General features: G+C 72.3%; 16 protein-coding genes and 1 pseudogene. 3 read left to right on the forward strand and 14 right to left on the reverse strand.

The window, feature by feature from the left end; translation table 11 throughout:
* Window positions 1-31: 31 nt before the first annotated feature.
* The 10 genes and pseudogenes from ACIA6C_RS08415 to ACIA6C_RS08460 all read right to left on the reverse strand — a co-directional run bounded on the left by ACIA6C_RS08415 (window position 32) and on the right by ACIA6C_RS08460 (window position 11,499).
* A complete protein-coding gene (locus tag ACIA6C_RS08415; RefSeq protein WP_366082485.1) occupies window positions 32-430 on the reverse strand; it encodes a cytidine deaminase in 399 nt (132 codons plus the stop codon).
* The gene (locus ACIA6C_RS08420) at window positions 427-1,692 is read right to left on the reverse strand and encodes an ABC transporter permease (RefSeq protein ID WP_399273779.1); all 1,266 of its coding nucleotides are present in this window, start codon (window positions 1,690-1,692) and stop codon (window positions 427-429) included. Before ACIA6C_RS08420 ends, ACIA6C_RS08415 begins: the two co-directional genes overlap by 4 nt.
* Complete coding sequence (locus ACIA6C_RS08425) at window positions 1,689-2,804, reverse strand: ABC transporter permease (protein WP_366082483.1); 1,116 nt, start codon at window positions 2,802-2,804, stop codon at window positions 1,689-1,691. Before ACIA6C_RS08425 ends, ACIA6C_RS08420 begins: the two co-directional genes overlap by 4 nt.
* The gene (locus ACIA6C_RS08430; protein ID WP_399274533.1) at window positions 2,801-4,372 is read right to left on the reverse strand and encodes an ABC transporter ATP-binding protein; all 1,572 of its coding nucleotides are present in this window, start codon (window positions 4,370-4,372) and stop codon (window positions 2,801-2,803) included. Before ACIA6C_RS08430 ends, ACIA6C_RS08425 begins: the two co-directional genes overlap by 4 nt.
* 235 nt (window positions 4,373-4,607) lie before the next feature.
* Complete coding sequence (locus ACIA6C_RS08435; protein ID WP_366082482.1) at window positions 4,608-5,669, reverse strand: BMP family ABC transporter substrate-binding protein; 1,062 nt, start codon at window positions 5,667-5,669, stop codon at window positions 4,608-4,610.
* 229 nt (window positions 5,670-5,898) lie between these two features.
* Window positions 5,899-7,143, reverse strand: coding sequence for an amidohydrolase (locus tag ACIA6C_RS08440; RefSeq protein ID WP_366082488.1), 1,245 nt, complete (start codon window positions 7,141-7,143; stop codon window positions 5,899-5,901).
* Between the two features lie 137 nt (window positions 7,144-7,280).
* Entirely contained in the window at window positions 7,281-8,426 is a 1,146-nt protein-coding gene (locus ACIA6C_RS08445; RefSeq protein ID WP_399274535.1) for a hypothetical protein, read from the reverse strand.
* A 29-nt stretch (window positions 8,427-8,455) separates the two neighbouring features.
* Complete coding sequence (locus tag ACIA6C_RS08450) at window positions 8,456-9,361, reverse strand: N-acetylneuraminate synthase family protein (RefSeq protein ID WP_399274536.1); 906 nt, start codon at window positions 9,359-9,361, stop codon at window positions 8,456-8,458.
* Window positions 9,362-9,727: 366 nt separating this feature from the next.
* A pseudogene (locus tag ACIA6C_RS08455) lies at window positions 9,728-10,171 on the reverse strand (cytidylyltransferase domain-containing protein); the annotation flags it as partial.
* Window positions 10,168-11,499 carry a DUF6716 putative glycosyltransferase gene (locus tag ACIA6C_RS08460; protein ID WP_399273782.1) on the reverse strand — a complete coding sequence of 444 codons (1,332 nt, stop codon included), beginning with the start codon at window positions 11,497-11,499 and terminating at the stop codon, window positions 10,168-10,170. The gene ACIA6C_RS08460 and the pseudogene ACIA6C_RS08455, both read right to left, overlap by 4 nt.
* A 176-nt stretch (window positions 11,500-11,675) precedes the next feature.
* On the opposite strand from ACIA6C_RS08460, the gene ACIA6C_RS08465 reads away from it, so the two are divergent.
* Together ACIA6C_RS08465 and ACIA6C_RS08470 are read left to right on the forward strand one after the other, a co-directional pair.
* Entirely contained in the window at window positions 11,676-12,653 is a 978-nt protein-coding gene (locus ACIA6C_RS08465; protein WP_399273784.1) for a glycosyltransferase family 2 protein, read from the forward strand.
* Window positions 12,650-13,957, forward strand: coding sequence for a polysialyltransferase family glycosyltransferase (locus ACIA6C_RS08470; protein ID WP_399273786.1), 1,308 nt, complete (start codon window positions 12,650-12,652; stop codon window positions 13,955-13,957). Before ACIA6C_RS08465 ends, ACIA6C_RS08470 begins: the two co-directional genes overlap by 4 nt.
* A gap of 88 nt (window positions 13,958-14,045) precedes the next feature.
* Here the strand turns inward: ACIA6C_RS08470 and leuE are convergent, their stop codons facing one another.
* Together leuE and ACIA6C_RS08480 are read right to left on the reverse strand one after the other, a co-directional pair.
* The gene (leuE, locus tag ACIA6C_RS08475; protein WP_366082572.1) at window positions 14,046-14,690 is read right to left on the reverse strand and encodes a leucine efflux protein LeuE; all 645 of its coding nucleotides are present in this window, start codon (window positions 14,688-14,690) and stop codon (window positions 14,046-14,048) included.
* Between the two features lie 97 nt (window positions 14,691-14,787).
* Window positions 14,788-16,380: a methylmalonyl-CoA mutase gene (locus tag ACIA6C_RS08480; RefSeq protein WP_399273788.1), complete on the reverse strand. Its 1,593-nt coding sequence runs from the start codon at window positions 16,378-16,380 to the stop codon at window positions 14,788-14,790.
* 158 nt (window positions 16,381-16,538) lie between these two features.
* Here ACIA6C_RS08480 and ACIA6C_RS08485 point away from each other — a divergent pair, with 158 nt between their 5' ends.
* Window positions 16,539-17,417 carry a peptidoglycan-binding protein gene (locus ACIA6C_RS08485; protein ID WP_399273790.1) on the forward strand — a complete coding sequence of 293 codons (879 nt, stop codon included), beginning with the start codon at window positions 16,539-16,541 and terminating at the stop codon, window positions 17,415-17,417.
* Window positions 17,418-17,630: 213 nt separating this feature from the next.
* Here ACIA6C_RS08485 and ACIA6C_RS08490 read toward each other — a convergent pair whose 3' ends face one another.
* Together ACIA6C_RS08490 and ACIA6C_RS08495 are read right to left on the reverse strand one after the other, a co-directional pair.
* Window positions 17,631-18,653: a hypothetical protein gene (locus ACIA6C_RS08490; protein WP_399273792.1), complete on the reverse strand. Its 1,023-nt coding sequence runs from the start codon at window positions 18,651-18,653 to the stop codon at window positions 17,631-17,633.
* Entirely contained in the window at window positions 18,653-19,420 is a 768-nt protein-coding gene (locus tag ACIA6C_RS08495; RefSeq protein WP_399274538.1) for an RNA polymerase sigma factor, read from the reverse strand. The genes ACIA6C_RS08490 and ACIA6C_RS08495 overlap by 1 nt, the downstream gene beginning before the upstream one ends.
* Between the last annotated feature and the right edge of the window lie 79 nt (window positions 19,421-19,499).

The following is a 19,499-nucleotide window of genomic DNA, read 5'->3' on the forward strand; positions in this document are numbered from 1 at the left end:
GCCCGGGAGGAGCGGAGGACCGTCGCTGCGGCTATCTCAGGTGGTCGGGCCCGAAGGCCTGCGGGAGCATCGCCGAGAGCGGCAGGACGCCTTGCGGCGTCTCCACCTGGAGTTCGGGGCCGCCGAACTCGAAGAGCAGCTGCCGACAGCGGCCGCAGGGGACGAGGATCTCGCCCTTGCCGTCCACGCACGTGAAGTGCGTGAGCCTGCCGCCGCCGGTGGCCTGGAGGGCGGACACCAGCCCGCATTCGGCGCACAGGCCCAGCCCGTAGCTGGCGTTCTCCACGTTGCAGCCCACGACCGTGCGGCCGTCGTCGACCAGTGCGGCCACGCCGACCGGGAAGCCCGAGTACGGGGCGTACGCCCGCGTCATCGCCTCCCGCGCGGCCGCCCGCAGGGCCTCCCAGTCCACGGGCCCGTGCGGGCTCACTTGCCCTGGCCCTTGCGGTACGGCAGGCCGTCCGCCTTCGGCATCCGCAGCCGCTGCGCCGACAGGGCGAGCACGAGCAGCGTCGTGACGTACGGGGCGGCGTCCACGAACTGGCTCGGGACGGAGTCGGTGAGCACGTACCAGAGGAAGAGGCCGGCGGCGCAGGCGGTGGCGATGCCGGCCTGCACGTACTTCTTCTTGTACAGCTGCCAGGCGACGACGAGCACGAGCAGGATCGCCAGCAGCAGGAGCATGGCGTGGACGTTCTCGGAGCCGCCGCGCAGCCGGAGGCTGTAGGTGAAGCCGAAGAGGCCCGAGCCGAGGGCCGTGCCGCCCGGCATCCAGTTGCCGAAGATCATCGCGGCGAGACCGATGTAGCCGCGGCCGCCGGTCTGGCCCTCCTGATAGATGCCGGTGGAGACGATCGCGAGGAACGCGCCGCCGAGACCGGCCATCGCACCGGAGACGACCACGGCGATGTACTTGTACTTGTAGACGTTGACGCCGAGGGACTCGGCGGCGATCGGGTTCTCACCGCAGGAGCGCAGGCGCAGGCCGAAGGCGGTCCGCCACAGGACCCACCACGTGGCCGGGACCAGCAGGACCGCGAGCACGGTCAGCAGCGAGAGGTTGGTGACCAGCCCGCCGAGGACTCCGGCGACGTCCGAGAGCAGGAACCAGTGCTTGCCCTGGAGCGTGGACAGCCAGTGCGAGAGCCCCGGGATGGTGATCTCGGTGATCGGCTCGATGCGCGGGGACTGCTTGGAGGAGCCGCCCGGGACGGTGTCGAAGGTGAAGTTCGACAGGTACTGGGTGAAGCCGACCGCCAGGATGTTGACGGCCACACCGGAGACGATGTGGTTGACGTTGAACGTCACGGTGATGATCGCGTGCAGCAGGCCGCCGATGGCGCCGCCGACGACGCCCATGAGGACACCGGTCCACGGACCCCACTGGTAGCCGGCCCAGGCGCCGAACCAGGTGCCCAGGATCATCATGCCTTCGAGGCCGATGTTGACGACGCCCGCCCGCTCGGCCCACAGGCCGCCGAGGCCCGCGAGGGCGATCGGCACGGCGAGCTGGAGGGCGCCGGAGACCTGACCGACGGAGGTCAGGTCGTCGGCTCCGGAAATGACCCTGACCAGGGAGATCAGGGCGATGCCGCCCGCGATCATCAGCAGGATCCAGGGCAGGGTGAGCTTGCGGCGGCCGCCGCCCTTCTTGGGCGCGGCGCTCGTCGCGGAAACGGTGCTGGTGCTCACGCCGCGACCTCCTTGTTGTCGGTCTTGAGGGCGTGGCCGGCGGCCAGCTCTTCGCCGACCTTCTGCTGCTGGCGGCGGATGCCGTAGCGGCGGACGAGCTCGTAGCTGACGACGACGGCGATCACGATCAGGCCCTGCAGGATCGTGCCGATCTCCTTGGCGTAGCCGTTCTGGTCGAGACCGGCGGAGGCCTTGTCGATGAAGGCGATCAGGAGTGCCGAGAAGAAGATGCCGAGGGGGTTGTTCCGGCCGAGCAGGGCGATGGTGATGCCGGTGAAGCCGATGCCCAGCGGGAAGGACAGGTTGTAGGTGTGCGACTCGCCGAGCAGCAGCGGCATGCCCGTCAGGCCGGCGACCCCGCCCGAGATGAGCATCGACGTCATGATCATCTTCTTGGCGTCCACGCCGGAGGCCTGGGCCGCGGTCTCGCTGGCGCCGGTGGCGCGCAGGTCGAAGCCGAAGCGGGTCCGGTTCAGCACGAACCAGTAGACGATGCCGAGGGCGAAGGCGACGAACGTGAAGCCGTAGATGTCGCCGCCGGGCAGGGAGAGCGACGGGAACCAGCCGGACTCCGGGATGTCACCGGTGGTGAGGTCGTTGGAACCGGCCGGCTGGACGCCGAAGTTCTTCGGCAGGATCAGCCAGGCGATCAGCGAGGTCGCGATGGCGTTGAGCATGATCGTGGAGACGACCTCGCTCACGCCGCGGCGCGCCTTGAGGGCGCCCGCGATGCCGGCCCAGAAGGCACCCGTGAGCATGGCCACGACCACGATCAGCAGGACGTGCAGCGGACCGGGCAGCGAGACCGCCGTGCCGACCACCGCGGACATCATCGCCGCGAGGCGGTACTGGCCGTCGACGCCGATGTTGAAGAGGTTCATCCGGAAGCCGATGGCGACGGCCAGGGCTGCCAGGTAGTAGATGCCGGCCTGGTTGATGATCAGGACCTGGATGTCCTCGTAACCGGCCTGTTCGATCATGATGCGCAGCGGGTCGATCGGGTCGACGCCCGAAGCGGCCAGCACGATCACGGTCAGCACCAGGGCGCTGACCAGCGCGAGCACCGGTCCGGCGACCGAGAGCAGCAGCCGGTCCTTGTCGAGTTTCTTCATCGGGCCTCGTCCTCCGTCGTGTCACCGTCGGCAGCGGCGGAGCCTTCAACGTGGTCGTTGTTCGCTTCCAGGTGCCCGGTGGCGGCACCCGTCATGGCGGTGCCCAGCTCCTCGGGCGTGATGGTCGCCGGATCGGCGTCCGCGACCAGGCGGCCGCGGTAGATGACGCGCAGGGTGTCGGACAGGCCGATCAGCTCGTCGAGGTCGGCGGAGATGAGCAGCACGGCCAGGCCCTCGCGCCGGGCCTCGCGGATGGCGTCCCAGATCTGCGCCTGCGCACCGACGTCCACACCACGGGTGGGGTGGGCGGCGATCAGGAACTTCGGGTTGTGGCTCATCTCGCGGCCGACGATCAGCTTCTGCTGGTTGCCGCCGGACAGCGAGGCCGCGGTGACGTCGATGCCCGGGGTGCGGACGTCGTACTCGCGCACGATGCGCTCGGTGTCCTTGCGGGCGGCCTTCGGGTCGAGGACGCCGCGCTTGGAGTTCGGCGCCTCGGTGACGTGACCGAGGATGCGGTTCTCCCACAGCGGGGCCTCCAGCAGCAGCCCGTGCCGGTGGCGGTCCTCGGGGATGTAGCCGATGCCGCCCTCGCGGCGGGCCCGCGTCGGGGCGGTGGAGATGTCCCGGCCGTCGAGGGTGATGACGCCGCCGTCGGGGATGCTCATGCCCATGAGGGCGTCGATGAGCTCCGTCTGGCCGTTGCCCTCCACACCGGCGATGCCGAGGACCTCGCCCTTGTGGATGGTGAAGTCGATGCCGGCGAGCACCTCGCGGACGATCCCGTCCGGATCGGTGGCGGCCAGGCGCAGGTCCCGGACCTGGAGCATCGGGGTGTCGGTCACCGTGGACTCGCGGGTCTCCGGCGAGGGCAGCTCGCTGCCGACCATCAGCTCGGCGAGCTGCTTGGTGGTGGCGGTGCGGGGGTCGGCGGTGCCGACCGTGGTGCCGCGGCGGATGACGGTGATGTCGTCGGCGACCTTGAGCACTTCACCCAGCTTGTGCGAGATGAAGATGACGGTCAGGCCCTCGGCCTTGAGCTCGCGCAGGTTGTCGAAGAGCGCGTCCACTTCCTGCGGCACGAGCACGGCGGTCGGCTCGTCGAGGATCAGGGTGCGGGCGCCGCGGTAGAGGACCTTGAGGATCTCCACGCGCTGGCGGTCGGCGACGCCGAGCTCCTCGACGAGGGCGTCGGGGCGGACCCCGAGGCCGTACGCGTCGGAGATCTCCATGATCTTCTTGCGGGCCCTGCCGCCGATCCCGTACAGCTTCTCGCCGCCGAGGACGACGTTCTCCAGGACGGTGAGGTTGTCGGCGAGCATGAAGTGCTGGTGCACCATGCCGATGCCGCGGGCGATGGCGTCGCCCGGGTTGGCGAAGGAGACCTGCTCCCCGTCGACGGCGATGGTGCCCTCGTCCGGCTTCTGCATGCCGTAGAGGATCTTCATCAGGGTCGACTTGCCGGCACCGTTCTCACCGATGAGGGCGTGGACCGTGCCCTTGCGGACGGTGATGGCGATGTCCTTGTTGGCGACGACGCCAGGGAAACGCTTGGTGATGCCGTGCAGTTCTACGGCGGGGGGGCTGGACGCGTTGATGACGCACTCTCCTTGGCGCGAAGGAGCGGAAGGCAGGGGGACAGGGCGGGGAGAGAAGGTACCGCGTCCACGGTTCCTCTACGCGCGTAGCACTGTCGGAAGTGAAAAGTCGTGACCAGGTGGCCACTTGACGCGGGTCGGGGCCCGGGTGACGGCAGAGCCGCTACCCGGACCCCGGAAAACCGATCGGCTGTCAGGCCGTCCCTTACGGGGCGGTCTTGACGGTGATCTTCTTGGCGATGATGTCGGCCTTGGCCTTCTCCACCGCGGCGGTGACGTCGGCCATCGCCTTGTACTGCGGGTTGGAGTCGGCCAGGGCGACGCCGTTCTTGTCGAGACCGTAGCGGACCTCGCCGGACTCCGGCTTGCCGTCCTGCACGGACTTGATCAGGTCGTACACCGAGAGGGAGACGTCCTTGGTGACCGAGGTCAGGATGTGGTCCTTGTACTTGGCGAGACCGGGCTGGTTGTACTGGTCGGAGTCGACACCGATGGCCCACTTGCCGGCGGTGGCGGCGGCCTCGATGGCACCCGAGCCCGCGAGGCCGGCGGCGGCGTAGACCACGTCGGCGCCGCCGTCGAGCTGGCCCTTGGCGGCGGCCTTGCCGAGGTCGGGCTTGGCGAAGCCCGAGAAGTCCGGCGGCTGGGTCAGGTAGGCGGACAGCACCTTGGCGTTCGGGTTGGTGTCCTTGACGCCCTGCTCGAAGCCCGCCTGGAACTTCTTGATCAGCGGGACCTCGACACCGCCGATGAAGCCGACCGTGCCGGTCTTCGACGTCTTGGCGGCGGCGACGCCGGCCAGGTAGGAGCCCTGCTCCTCGTTGAAGACCAGGTTCGCGATGTTCTTGCCGGTCTGCGAGGTGTCATCGATGATGCCGAACGTGGTGTCCGGGAACTTCGCCGCGACCTTCTTGATGGCCGGCGCGTAGGAGAAGCCGACGCCGATGACCGGGTTGTTGCCCTTGCGCGCGAGCTCGGTCAGGCGCTGGACCTTGTCGGCCTCGGACTCGCCCTCGGTGGGCTCCGCCTCGGCGGTCTTGATCTTGAGTTCGCTCTTCGCCTTCTCAAGACCGGCGTACGCGGCGTCGTTGAACGACTGGTCGCCGCGGCCGCCGACGTCGTACGCGATGGCGGCGCTGGCCTCCTTCGTCCCGGAGGAGGAGGACGAACCGGCGTCCGACGACTTCTTTCCGCCACAGGCGGTGGCCGAGAGGGCCAGCGCCGCGGACGCGAGGCCCACGGTGGCGATCCTGGTGATCCGGCGCAAGGGGAGGCTCCTTCAAAACCTGACCGAAGCGCCACGACCGGCGCTGGTTTCGCGGCGATCGTAACGCGCGTAGATGTCAGTTAAGAGCCCGTTCATGAGTCGTTATCGGATCGTCGCGAACCGGACAGTGACCGATCGGTAACTGGTCAACCGTCCAGCCCTTGCGTATCAAGGGCTGGACAGGTGCGCCGGGTGCCGCTCAGATGTTGTACAGATTTTGCCCCGGCTTTTACCGGGAAGGCCTGGCGCGCCGCCCGTCGAGCAGGGCGGCGGCCGTGAAGAACTCCACGCCCACCGTGATCGCCGACTCGTCCACGTCGAAGTCGCCGCGGTGCAGGTCACGCTTGGCCGGATCACCGGGCTTGTGCACCCCGAGCCGGGCCATGGCGCCCGGCACGTGCTCCAGGTACCAGGAGAAGTCCTCTCCGCCCAGGCTCTGCTCGGTGTCCTCGATCGCCTCCGGACCGCGCCGTGCCGCCATCGCCTCCCGCAGCAGCTCGGTGACCACCGGGTCGTTGACCACCGGCGGCACGCCCCGCACGTAGGTGATCTCGGACTTCGCCCCGTGCAGGGACGCGACCTCGTCGATCGCCGCGTGGATCTGGTCGGGGGCCCCGTGCCAGGCGTTCAGGTCCAGGCACCGCACGGTTCCGGACAGCTCCGCGTGCATCGGGATCACGTTGCAGGCGTGCCCCGCCTCGATCCGGCCCCAGGTGACCGACATGCCCGAGCGGGCGTCCATCCGCCGGGCCAGCACGGCCGGCACGTCGACCGCGACGCGGGCGGCCGCCGTGACCAGGTCGGTGGTCAGGTGGGGGCGGGCGGTGTGGCCGCCGGGGCCCGCCAGGGTGACCTCCAGCCGGTCGCAGGCCGAGGTGATGGGGCCGGGGCGCAGCCCGATCTTCCCGGCGTCGACGCGGGGGTCGCAGTGCACGGCGATGATCTGGCCGACGCCGTCCAGCACCCCGTCCTCGATGGCGTCGCTCGCACCGCCGGGCAGGACCTCCTCGGCGGGCTGGAACAGTAGCCGGACCGGGCGCGGCAGCAGACCCTGGCGGTCGAGCTCGGCCAGCACCAGGCCGGCGCCGAGCACGGTCACGGTGTGGACGTCGTGACCGCAGGCGTGCGCCCGGTCGGGGAAGGTCGAGCGGTAGGGGACGTGGGTCTTGGTGTCCGGGATGGGCAGGGCGTCGATGTCCGCGCGCAGGGCCAGCACGGGCTGTACGCCGTCCCAGGTGCCGACGTCACAGATCAGGCCGGTGCCCGTGCTCAGCACCCGTGGGCGCAGGCCGGCTTTCTCCAGCCGGGCCTTGATCGCCGCCGTGGTGCGGAACTCCTGGTGCCCGAGCTCGGGATGCATGTGCAGGTCCCGGCGGAAGGCGATCAGTTCGGCACGCAGGTGGTCCGGAAGCGTGCCGGGCAGCTCGGGCCGGTCGGGCGTGCCGGGCAGGGCGGTCTGGGACTCGCGGGACATCAACTGGTTCACCCGTTGAAGGGTAGGCGCACGGATGGGTCAACTGGCCGGAGATCACCAAAAGTTCATGCCGTTAGGGGATAGAAACCCGACCTCCGGACGCATGACCGGATGCGCCGGAGGGTAAACTCGCGCGCTCATCCGGCCGCGGGAGCCGCCTGGGCGGGGAGTCTGCGCACATCGCGGGCGGTGTCGGTGACCCCGGCGAGGAAGCCGCGGGCCCGGGGGGATGCGGCCGCCGTGAGCCAGGCCGGCTCGACGTCGCACACGGCGACGGTGACGCCCGTACCGGCCAGGGCGTACGGCAGGGTGTGGACGACCGTGGACGGGAAGCTGACGATGGTCCGGCCCACCGGCCCCCGCCGGGCGATCAGCTCCAGGGGCAGGTCCGGCCGTACGATCTCCAGCCCGGCCGCCTCGCTCAGCGTCCGCAGCTTCTCCGGTGACTCCCGCCGGTGCGCGAAGTACCGCGTCGCGCCGTGGTCCCGGGTCAGCGCGCACACGGCGTCGAGGTAGCGGGCCGGGTCCACCACGCCGGTCTCCACGAGGGAGGTGCCGACCAGGTCGGTGCTCCTGGTCAGCCGGGGCGGGCCGAAGCGGGAGCGGGTCCAGGCGAAGTCGTTGACCTTCAGCTCCATCCCGGGCAGCGCGGTGACCGGCATCGAGGTGAACACCCGTACCCGGCGGCGCCCGCCCGGGGTGAGGCGGCGCCGCGCCGTCCCGGACACCGGGGCGTACGCGAGCTCCCGCACCCGGGACGCGGCGCCGCCGCCGGTGCGGTGCCAGCGGCGCAGCCGTTCGCCGCGGCCGAGCTGCGCGACGAACTCCATGGTGGCGGTGCCGTCGTCGACGACGACCAGTTCGGCGGTGCGGGCCGCCGGGGCGAGCAGGAGCTGGACGAAGCGGGAGAAGGGGTCGCCGACCACGATCCGCTCGGCCCGGCGCACTTCGCCGGCGAGCGCCGCCAGCGCCCGCAGCGGGGCGCCCGCGCCGCCGCGCGCCTCCTGCCAGCGGACGGCGAACCCCTCGTCGCGGGCCATGGCGGCGACGCGGCGCAGCTGGCCGCGCGACATGGGGTCGGTGGGAGGCAGGACGGTGATCAGCGGGCTGTGCGCCCGGCCGGCCGCGCCGCGGGAGGCGGCGGTGGGCTGACGGGGCACGGCGCCGAGGAGCGGGACCCCGCCGGGGCTGTTCTCGGCGTGGGCCCATTCCAGGACGTTGAGCAGCTGGACCGGGCTCTCTGCGAAGGCCAGGGTCGAAGCGGGTGCGGGGGAGGGGGTCACCACGTACTCCTCCTCAGAGGCGGGCGGGATCAGACGGCGGCGGGCACCTGGCCGCGGAAGCGGCGGAGCTTCTTCATCGGGGCCAGCTCGGAGTCGTAGACGCGCTTGACGCCGTCCCCGAGGGCGGTCTCGATGGTGCGGATGTCGCGCACCAGGCGGGCGAGGCCGCCGGGCTCCACGGAGGCGGCCTGGTCGGAGCCCCACATCGCGCGGTCGAGGGTGATGTGCCGCTCGACGAACGCGGCGCCGAGGGCGACGGCGGCCAGCGTGGTCTGCAGGCCCGTCTCGTGGCCCGAGTAGCCGATCGGGACGTTGGGGTACTCCTCCCGCAGGGTGTTGATCACCCGCAGGTTGAGCTCCTCCGCCTTGGCGGGGTACGTCGAAGTGGCGTGGCAGAGGAGGATGCTGTCGCTGCCGAGCACCTCGACGGCGTGCCGGATCTGCTTCGGGGTGGACATGCCGGTGGACAGCACGACGGTCCGGCCGGTGGCGCGCAGGGAGCGCAGCAGCTCGTCGTCGGTGAGGCAGGCGGAGGCCACCTTGTGCGCGGGGAGGTCGAACTTCTCCAGGAAGGCGAGCGCCTCGGTGTCCCAGGGGGAGGCGAACCAGGCGATGCCGCGCTCGGCACAGTGCGCGTCGATGGCGCGGTAGGCGTCCTCGTCGAACTCGACGCGGTGGCGGTAGTCGATGTAGGTCATCCGGCCCCAGGGCGTGTCGCGCTCTATGTGCCACTGGTCGCGGGGGGTGCAGATCTCCGGGGTGCGCTTTTGGAACTTCACGGCGTCGCAGCCGGCGTCTGCGGCGGCGTCGATCAGGGCGAAGGCGTTGCCGAGGTCGCCGTTGTGGTTGATGCCGATCTCGCCGACGACGTAGACGGGCTGACCGGGGCCGGCGAGGCGCTCGCCGAAACCGCGCAGACGGGTGGTGGGGCTCATGGTGGGTGACGTCCTTCGTACCGGGGGCGGGAGCCTGAGGGGGGTGTCGGGCGAGGGGGTGTCGAGCAGGGGGGCGAGGAGGCGGGCGCGGGCCAGGTCGTGGGGGTCGTCGATCTCCAGGACGCGGGCCGGGTCGGTGACGACGGGACGGGTCCGCCCGAAGAAGCGGTGCCGGGCGGCGCGGAAGCCGTCGGCGGCCATGGCGTAGGCGGCGCCGGTCTCCAGCAGGTCCTCGGGGCGGTCCTGGCGGCGGGGCCGGTACGCGGCCTCGTGGTTGACACCGGCTCCGGCGCCGTCGGGCCCCGTCCGCCAGAGGAAGCCGTGGAACGGGGCCACGGTCAGGGCGGAGTCGGCGGCGCCGGAAGCGACGGCCGCGGCAACGGATTCGACGTCCGACGGGGTCAGGAAGGGGCTGGTGCACTGGACCAGGAGGACCACGTCGACGGTGACGGAGCGCAGCTCCTCGAAGGAGTCCAGCGCGTGGAGCAGGGCGGCTTCGCTGCTCGCGGTGTCGCCCGCGATGGCGGCGGGCCGGCGCAGGGCGACCGCCCCGGCGGCCCGGGCGGCGGCGGCGATGGCCTCGGAGTCGGTGGAGACGACCACGTCGGTGACGGCTGGCGCCGCCCGGCAGGCCCGCACGGCGCGGGCCACGAGCGGGATCCCCCCGACCTCGGCGAGGTTCTTGCCGGGCACCCCCTTGGACCCGCCCCGGGCCGGGATCACGGCGAGCACCCGGGGGACGGCGGGGGCGGCGGGCCGCGGTTCGGACCCCCGCCCGGGCCGCGGCCCGGACCCCGGGCGGCGGCTCACAGCTCCCCCAGGCGGCGGATCACCGGGGCCACCCGCTGGACCCCGTGCCGGTACGCCCCCCGCGCGGCCTCGCGCAGCCGGCCCCGGAGCCAGCGGCCGGCCCGGGACTCCCCGGAGCCGCGCCGCATGGCGCCGGGCTGCGGAGTCCCGTCGGGGGCGAGGTGGTGGCGGGCGAGGATCCCGGGCAGGTATCCGGGCGCGGTGGCCAGGGTGTAGTACGGGGCGACGGGCGGGAGTTGATCCCGCGCGAGCAGCTCCGCGAGGCGGGTCCGGGCGGCGGCGAAGGGCTCCCCGGCCGGGGTCACGCCCTGCCGGGCGAGCCAGGCCGGGTCGGCCTCGGGCAGGAAGCCCTCGTCCAGCCGGTCCCAGGAGGCGAGGCAACCGGAGCCGAGGAAGTGGTGGTTGCCGAGCGCCTCGCGGATGCCGAGGTCGGTCAGGACGGCGGTCGGGACGCCCCGGGCCATGGCCTCCAGGGCGGCGGTGGACGAGACCGTGACCAGCAGGTCGGCGCCGTCCAGTACCGCGCCCATGTTCCCGTACACCAGCCGGCAGTTGGGTGGCAGCCCGCCGGGCAGCCGCTCCGCCAGCCGCTGGTACGGGTGCTCCTCCAGGTGCGTGGTGTGTTCCCCGGGCCGGCTGCGCAGCTTGACCAGTACCTCGCGGCCGGGGTGGAGCCGGGCGTGGGCGGCGGCCCGCGCGAGCAGGTACGTACGGTCGGCGCGGCTCTCGGGTACGGAGGGCTGCACGGCGAAGACGACGGTGCGTGCGCCCGCGCCCGGTTCGTGCGGGGCGCCTTCCAGGAAGGGCAGCGCGGTCTCGGTGACGGAGTCCGACGCGGCGCCCACCCCGTCGTACACGGCGCGGAAGCGGGCCGCGTCGTAGGGGGAGTTCGCGAGGACCAGGTCGGCTCCGTGCCGCAGCAGCAGCCCGTCGGTGAGCTTCTCGTAGACCACGCCGACGTACCCGGTGACGAGGACGGGGCGGGTCGCCGGCTCGGGCCACAGGGCGCGCACGCCGTGCAGCACGGCCTGGACGGCGCCGCCGACGAGGGCCAGGACGATCACGTCGTAGCGCTCGGCGCCGCGTGCCCGCCCGATCTCGGCCAGGAACTGCGCGCAGGTCACCTCGGCCGGCCCGGCCGGGCCCGTCCCGATGCCGACCTCGCCGAGCTGGCGTGCGGTCGGCGTGGCTCGGCCGCGCAGCAGGAATCCGGTGGGCCGGTGGTCGGGCGCGAGGCGCCGGGCGGTGAGCGCGCCCCATTTCCATCGCGTATCGGAATCGGCGAGAACGGCGATGCGGAGATCGCCACGATTGCTGGTGGCTGGCACCCGGCAGAAGCTATTCCGCATTTCCGCTGACCGGCCCAACGACCGCACAACAGCTGGTTAACAACCCGTCGAAGCCATGCGAAAGCGCACGGGTTAACACGACCGCCCCGCGTCGTTCACACACAGTCCTCGTACGGGCCACGGTGAATGCCGGGCGGCGCCCTAACCTCACGCGGGTGCCCAAGCTCTCTGTCGTCGTGCCGTTCTACAACGTGCAGACATACGCGCCGGACGTCCTGCGGAGTCTCGAACTGAACGCCCGGGAGGATTTCGAGTTCCTGCTCGTGGACGACTGTTCGACGGACGGGACGGCCGCCCTGCTGGAGCGGGCGGCGGACCGGCTGCCCGGCGCCGTACTCCTCGCGCGGGAGGGGAACGGGGGGCTCGCCACGGCGCGCAACACCGGTCTGGACGCGGCGCGCGGGGAGTACATCGCCTTCCTGGACGGGGACGACTGGCTCGCGCCGGGTCATCTGGCCCGCACGCTGGCCGCGGTCGAGGCGTTCGGCTGCGACTTCGTGCGGACCGACCACGTGCAGGTCACGGGCCGGGCGCGCAGCGTGCAGCGGGTGCCGTTCGGGCCGCAGGGCGTCGTGGCCGACCCGCGCTCGGCGATCCTGCCCGCCTCGCGGGCGACGGCGGTCGACTATCCGTACGCCTGGGCGGGAATGTACCACCGGCGGTTGCTGGACGGTGGATTGCTGCATTTCACCGACGGGCTGCGGACGGCGGAGGACCGGCCGTGGATCTGGCGGCTGCACCGGGAGGCGAAATCCTTCGCCGCGGTCGGGGAAGCCGGAATCTTCTACCGGCGCGGCATTCCCACCTCGCTGACCCGGATCGGGGACGAGCGTCAGCTCGATTTCATTCGCGCATTCGATCAAGTCTTGTCGGAAACGGCCAAGGACCGGGAATCATCCCTGCTTCTCCCGAAAGCCGTCCGAACGTATTGCGCGATCATCGCCCATCAGATCGGATCCATCGAGAGGTTCGAACCGGCCGTGGCCCGAAAACTCCGCTCGCTGAGCGCCGCCGCGCTGACGCGCATGCCCGGCGCGCTGCTGGAGCAGGCACTGGACTCGATGGACGCCGACCGCTCGGCCCTGCTGCGGCGGCTGCGGCGCCGCGCCGCAGCACCGGGGGCCGCCGCGTGAGCGTCACCCAGGTCTTCCTCGCCTCCACCCCCTACGGGACGGCCACCCTCGCTGCGGCCCTCGACGCGGAGCGCTTCCCGCCGGCCGCCCGCCGCATCCTGCTGACCAGCAACCACTCCCCCACCGCCGAGGTCACCCCGGGGCTCGCCGCCCTGCCCGGCTTCGCCGCGCTGCGCGCCCGCTTCGACGAGGTGACGGACTGGAACGCCGTCATCGCGCCGCAGCACCCGGGCGTCTGGGCCCCGCGCGAGGAGGACGTCCCGATCTGGGAGCGGCAGTTGCGCGCGCTGTGGGGGCTCGGGGAGGACCGGGTCGAACTCGTCGTGGAGTCACTGCAGGTCCCTCCCGCGCAGAGCCTGTGCCGGCTGTTCCCCGGCGCCGCCGTCGACGTCTACGCCGACGGGCTGATGAGCTACGGGCCCACGCGCTTCCGGCTCGACCCGCAGATCGGAAGGCGGGTGCGGCGGGTGCTGCACCTGGACCTGGTGCCCGGGCTGGAGCCGCTGCTGCTGACGGAGTTCGGGGTCCCCGGGGAACTGGTGCCCACCGCCCACTTCTTGAAGGTGATGGCCGAACTCGCCCCGTACGCACAGCCGGTGCCGGCCGTCGGCGAGGCCCCGGCGCTGCTGCTCGGGCAGTACCTGTCGGCGCTGGAGCTGATGTCGGCGGCCGAGGAGGAGGACCTGCACGTGGAGATGGTGCGCGGGGCGCACGCGCGGGGCCACCGGGACCTGGTCTTCAAGCCGCATCCGAGCGCCCCGGCGCGGTACTGGCTGCGGGCGCAGGAGGAGGCGCGGCGGCTGGGCGCGCGGCTGACGGTGATCGGGGAGCCGGTACTGGCGGAGACGCTGTACGAGCGGCTGCGGCCGGCGCTGGTGGTGGGGTGCTTCTCGACGGCGCTGCTCACGGCGGCGACGCTGTACGGGATCCCGGTCGCACGGACGGGGACGCAGGCCGTGCTGGCCCGCCTGGAGCCGTACCAGAACAGCAACCGGATCCCGCTGACGCTGGTGGACGCGCTGCTGCCGGAGCTGTCGGGGGCCGAGTCCCCGGCCGTGGCGGACGTGGCCGCCCTCGTCGCGGCGGTCGGCTTCACGATGCAGCCGCGCGTCCTCGCGGCGCGGCGCGAGGACGCGCGGGCGTACCTCTCGGGCTCCCTGACCCCGCGGACCCGGCGGTACTTCACGTGCCGCCGTCTGACGGTGCTGGGGCTGCCGGGTGGTGTGCCGGCGCGGCCGGCCTTCCTGTCGCGCAGCCCGCGGCTGCGCCGGGCGGCCCACCGCGTGCTGCGCCGCCTGCGCTGACCGGCGTCGCGGGGACGACCGGCCCCGGGCGAGGGCGTGCGGGGCGACCGGCCCCGGGAGGAACGGGCCCGGACCCCGTTTCAGACCGTCAGCCGGTGGCGAGCTTGGCGGCGAAGCCGAGGAAGAGGACGCCCGCCGCCGAGGTGGCCCCGGCCGAGAGCCGCTTGCGGCGGCGGAAGGCCGCCGACAGCCGGGTCCCGGTGAATATCAGCGTCGACAGGTAGAGGAAGCTCGCCAGCTGCGACAGCGCCCCCAGCAGCAGGAACGACAGCGCCGGGTAGGCGTACCCCGGGTCCACGAACTGCACGAAGAACGAGAGCAGGAACAAGATCGCCTTCGGGTTGAACAGGCTCACCACCAGCGCCCGGCGGTACGGGCGCTCGCCCGGCACCTCCGGCTCGGCCAGGGCCTCCGCCTGCCGGGCCGCCCGGTCGCGCCACATGCCCCACGCCGCCCGCATCATGCCGAACGCGAGCCACGCCAGGTATCCGGCGCCGAGGAACTTGACCAGTGTGAACACCACCGGGCTGGCCTTGAGCACCGCCCCCGCCCCGGCGGCGGTGAGGACCATGAGGACGGTGTCACCGGTGAACACCCCGCAGGCCGCCTTGTACCCCTCGCGGACCCCCTTGCGCCCGGCGACGGACAGCACGTAGAGGGAGTTCGGCCCCGGCAGGAGGACGATGAGGACGAGGCCGGCGAGATAGGTCGGCAGATCGGTGACACCCAGCATGGGAGGGAGTGTTTCACGCCATCCGGCCGGCCGGTACACGTCCTGCGGCCCCTGGAAGCAAGGTCACAGGACGAGGTGACCGGGCGGGGCCACCAGGTCAGAAGGCGTCCGCCGGGACGTAGGTGCCCCACACCTCGCGCAACGCTCCGCACACCTCCCCCACCGTGGCCCGGGCCCGCAGCGCCTCCTTCATCGGGTAGAGCACGTTCGCCGAGGCGTCGGACGCCGCCGCCCGGAGCGCGTCCAGCGCCGCCGACACCGCCACCCCGTCGCGCTCCGCGCGCAACCGCGCCAGCGCCTCGCACTGGCGCGCCTCGATCGCCGGGTCGACCCGCAGCGGCTCGTACCGCTCCTCCTCCGCGAGCGCGAACCGGTTGACGCCGACGACGACCCGTTCGCCCGCCTCCTGCTCCCGCGCGAGGCGGTACGCGTTCCGCTCGATCTCGCCCTTCTGGAACCCGGCCTCGATCGCGGCCACCGCCCCGCCCAGGTCCTCCACGCGCCGCATGAGCGCGAGTACGGCCGCCTCCAGCTCGTCCGTCATCCGCTCCACCGCGTACGACCCCGCGAAGGGGTCCGCCGTGTGCGGCACGTCCGTCTCGTGGGCGATCACCTGCTGGGTGCGCAGCGCGAGCCGCGCCGACTTCTCCGTGGGCAGCGCGATCGCCTCGTCGAAGGCGTTGGTGTGCAGGGACTGCGTGCCGCCCAGGATCGCGGCCAGCGCCTGGACGGCCACCCGCACGAGGTTCAGCTCGGGCTGCTGCGCGGTCAGCTGGACCCCGGCGGTCTGGGTGTGGAAGCGCAGCATCAGCGACTTCGGATCCCGGGCCCCGAACTCCTCGCGCATCACCCGTGCCCAGATCCGCCGGGCGGCACGGAACTTGGCGACCTCCTCCAGCAGGGTGGTCCGGGCGACGAAGAAGAAGGACAGCCGGGGGGCGAAGTCGTCGACCGGCATGCCCGCGGCCAGGGCGGTACGGACGTACTCGATCGCGTCGGCCAGGGTGAAGGCGATCTCCTGCGCGGGCGAGGCCCCGGCCTCCGCCATGTGGTAGCCCGAGATCGAGATGGTGTTCCACTTCGGGATCTCGGCCCGGCAGTAACGGAAGATGTCCGCCGTCAGCCGCAGGGAGGGGCCGGGCGGGAAGATGTACGTCCCGCGCGCGACGTACTCCTTGAGTACGTCGTTCTGGATCGTCCCGGTGAGCCGGTCGGCCGCGATGCCCTCCTCTTCGGCCACGAGCTGGTACATCAGCAGCAGCAGCGCCGCCGGGGCGTTGATGGTCATGGAGGTCGAGACCCGGTCCAGGGGGATCCCGTGGAAGAGCAGCCGCATGTCCTCGACGGAGTCGACGGCGACGCCGACCTTGCCGACCTCGCCGTGGGCGAGCGGTGCGTCGGAGTCGTGTCCCATCTGGGTCGGCAGGTCGAAGGCCACCGACAGGCCGGTGCCACCGCCCTCGATCAGGGCGCGGTAGCGGGCGTTGGACTCGGCGGCGGTGCCGAAGCCCGCGTACTGGCGCATCGTCCAGGGCCGTCCGGTGTACATCGTGGGATAGACCCCTCGGGTGTAGGGGTAGTCCCCCGGTACGCCGAGGCTCGTGGCCGGATCCCAGTCCGCCAGGGTCTCGGGGCCGTAGACCGGCTCGATGGGGATGCCGCTTTCGGTGCGTGCTGGGGGACGAACCATGACCCGCTCCTTAGGGGTGCCGGCCGGCCGGGGGTCACCGCCCGGACCCCGCCGCGACGGCCGCTGGTCACAATGGCGCAACATCGCGGGGGCGTCCGCAACTGTCCACGCCCGTCAGGCATCACCTACATAACAACGGAGAACAACCGGGGGAAGCCATGAACCGCCAGAGAGTCATAGTCCGCACGCTGGGAATCGCCACCGCCGTCGCGCTCGCCGCGACCGCTTGCGGGCCGCAGAAGTCGGGGGCCTCGGGCTCCCCGTCCTCGGCCGCGTCCGCGCCCACGGCGGTTGCTTCCCCCACGCAGTCCGCCACCGACGACGGCAAGGCCGCCTCTCCGTCGGCGTCGGCCTCCTCTTCGACGTCCGCTTCCCCCTCCGCGTCGGCCTCGCAGTCGCCCGCCGTCAAGCCGATCATGGCCAATGGCGACGAGAGCGACCAGATCCGCGAACTCCAGGCACGGCTGCGCCAGCTCAAGCTGATGTCGGTGGCGCCGACCGGCTTCTACGGTTCGAAGACGACCGCCGCCGTCCGTACCTTCCAGTCCGGGCACGGCCTGCCGGCGACGGGTTCGGTGGACGGGGCGACCTGGAAGAAGATCGAGGCGGCCAGCAAGAAGCCGACCGAGGACGAACTTCGTCCGCCGACCACCAACGAGGTCGACGCGCCGGACCCGCGCTGCATGCAGGGCCGGGTCATGTGCATCAGCAAGGAGAGCCGCACCCTCGCCTGGATGATCGACGGCAAGATCGTCTCCACGATGGACGTGCGCTTCGGGTCGGAGAACACTCCGACGCGCGAGGGCGAGTTCAAGGTGGAGTGGAAGGCCAAGGACTGGGTGTCGACGATCTACCACACGCCGATGCCCTACTCGATGTTCTTCAGCCAGGGCCAGGCGGTGCACTACTCGTCGGACTTCGCCGCCCGCGGTTACGCCGGGGCCTCGCACGGCTGTGTGAACGTCCGGGACAAGGCGAAGCTGTCGTCCCTGTTCGACCAGGTCCAGGTCGGCGACAAGGTCGTCGTCTACTGGTGAGTCCGGCGGGCTCGGGCCGGGGCCGGCCGGCCTCGGCCGGGGTCTGGATAGAGGGCGCGGGCGGGGCCGGGGGAACGTGCCCCGCCCGCGCCGGTTGCGCAGAGCCCAGGGGTACGGGGGGAACCCCGGCTCATGCGCGGCCGATGACCAGTCGGCTCGTTATGTACTGCGCCGCCGGGTCGAAAAGTGTTACAGCCGGGTGTGCGGTGTCCGTCAGGCCGGCGTGCGAAAGCGCAGCGCCCCGCCCGGGAGCAGGGTCGGGGCCGGGAGGACGCCTCCCCTGTCACCGCCGGGGGTGGCCGCGCCGGGGCCGGCCGAGCCGCTCTTGGTGGTGCCGGCGGGTCCGTCGAGCAGGTCCGCGCAGTAGTGCGGGATCTGCGCCACGGTCTTGGCGAGCTTGATCAGCTTCTCCCGGCGGTCGCCGGTGAGCCGGCCCGCGCGGTAGTCGCCGCACAGGTCCTTCCCCTGGAGCCGCAGCTCCCCGTCCTTCTTGTCCTTGTCGGCGCCGTCGGTGGAACTGCCGTCGGGCGAGCCGGCCGTACCGCCGGTGACGTCGTTGCGGCCGCCGGAGCCGCCCGTGCCCGTGCCGGCGGTGCCGGTGCCCGCCGGGCCCAGGGTGGAGGCGGGGACGCCGGGGTCCTTGCGCCCCTCCGTGCCCGGGAGGTGCGAGGCGCCGGGCGAAGGTGCGTAGCCCTCACCCTCCCGCAGCGGGGTCGGCTGCGGCTGCGGGCCGGGCGTGGGGCCGGAAACGTCGCCGGAGGGCGTCGGATCCGCGTCGGCGCTGACCGAGACGGCCGGCCCCGGAGCCGCGGAATCGTGGGTGGATCCGTCCAGCAGGCCGCTGGCCGCCGCCGCCAGGCCGCCGACCGCGACGCTCGCCAGTGCGGCGGCGAGACCGAGCCGCAGCGGGGCGGGCCGGCGTCGCTGCGCGGGAATCCGTACGAGCGGTGCAGGCGACAGGTCGACGAGGGGTTCGCGGGCGTCGGCCGCGGCGTGCGGGTCCGGCTCCGCGAGCCGCGAGGGGGTGGCGTGGGACGTGCGGAAGGCGGCCAGCGCGGCGGCCTCGCCGGGCAGCTCCCGCCCGGCGGACGCCGGGGCCAGTGCCGCGAGGGCAGCGCGCAGCCGTGCGGCGTCGGCCCGGGTCTGCTGGTCGGCGTCCGGCCCGACCGGCGGTTCGCCGCGCAGCAGTCGTTCCGCCGCGGCTCTGTCCAGCCACCTGTTGCGCTCGTCGGCCATCACATGTCCTTCTGCGTCCGCCAACGTGAATGCGTCACACCGGTTTGTTCCACGAGACCCGCGCCCCGGCCGCGCTGCGCCGGTACGGCGTCGAGATCGCGCACGCCCGCGCCGCCCCGTGACGGGCTCCCGGCATTATGACCGAGAGGGAGGGCCGCCTCGATGTCCGCCGTGTCCCGGCCGGTTCCGCCGCCGCTCCCGTCCGCGGCGGCCACGAGTTCCGCGCCCAGCAGTTCCGCCAGTTTCTTGAGTCCCCGATGGGCCGCGGTGCGCACGGCGCCGGGCCGCTTGCCGAGCGTCTCGGCGGCGCTCTTCGCGTCCAGGCCGACGACGACGCGCAGGACGACCGCCTCGGCCTGGTCCTGCGGCAGCTGCGCTATCAGCGCCATGGTCGAGCTGGTGGAGAGCGACTCCATCGCCGCGACAGCGGTGTCGCTGTCGGCGGCGTGGCCGGTGAGCTCGCTGTCGTCCCCGCCGATCGCGGGGCGGCGGCCGCGCATGCGGATGTGGTCGAGGGCCCGGTTGCGGGCGATCCGGGCGGCCCAGCCCCGGAACCGGTCGGCGTCGCCGGTGAAGGAGTCGAGGTCGCGGGCGATCTGCAGCCAGGCCTCGGACGTGACGTCCTCCGCGTCGCCGTCGCCGACGAGCGTGCGTACGTATCCGAGCAGGCGCGGGTGCACGGCGCGGTACACAGTACGGAACGCGTTCTCGTCGCCGTCTTGTGCCGCGAGCACCGCGGCGGTCAGCTCCGCGTCGTCCCCCAGCAAAGTCCCCAACCCGTTCACTGTCCTGTACGTGTGGCGCAAATCCGCACGTTACGGCCTTCAAGTACGTCTCGTCCACGCG

Source organism: Streptomyces sp. NPDC051578 (assembly GCF_044454045.1).
GTDB lineage: Bacteria > Actinomycetota > Actinomycetes > Streptomycetales > Streptomycetaceae > Streptomyces.

What these genes read in the sequence shown, in the direction of transcription:
- ACIA6C_RS08425 (WP_366082483.1), bottom strand. Translation starts at nt 2,804, where the DNA reads ATGAAGAAACTCGACAAGGACCGGCTGCTGCTCTCGGTCGCCGGACCG.
- ACIA6C_RS08490 (WP_399273792.1), bottom strand. Translation starts at nt 18,653, where the DNA reads ATGGCCGACGAGCGCAACAGGTGGCTGGACAGAGCCGCGGCGGAACGA.
- ACIA6C_RS08485 (WP_399273790.1), top strand. Translation starts at nt 16,539, where the DNA reads ATGAACCGCCAGAGAGTCATAGTCCGCACGCTGGGAATCGCCACCGCC.
- ACIA6C_RS08450 (WP_399274536.1), bottom strand. Translation starts at nt 9,361, where the DNA reads ATGAGCCCCACCACCCGTCTGCGCGGTTTCGGCGAGCGCCTCGCCGGC.
- leuE (WP_366082572.1), bottom strand. Translation starts at nt 14,690, where the DNA reads ATGCTGGGTGTCACCGATCTGCCGACCTATCTCGCCGGCCTCGTCCTC.
- ACIA6C_RS08440 (WP_366082488.1), bottom strand. Translation starts at nt 7,143, where the DNA reads ATGTCCCGCGAGTCCCAGACCGCCCTGCCCGGCACGCCCGACCGGCCC.
- ACIA6C_RS08480 (WP_399273788.1), bottom strand. Translation starts at nt 16,380, where the DNA reads ATGGTTCGTCCCCCAGCACGCACCGAAAGCGGCATCCCCATCGAGCCG.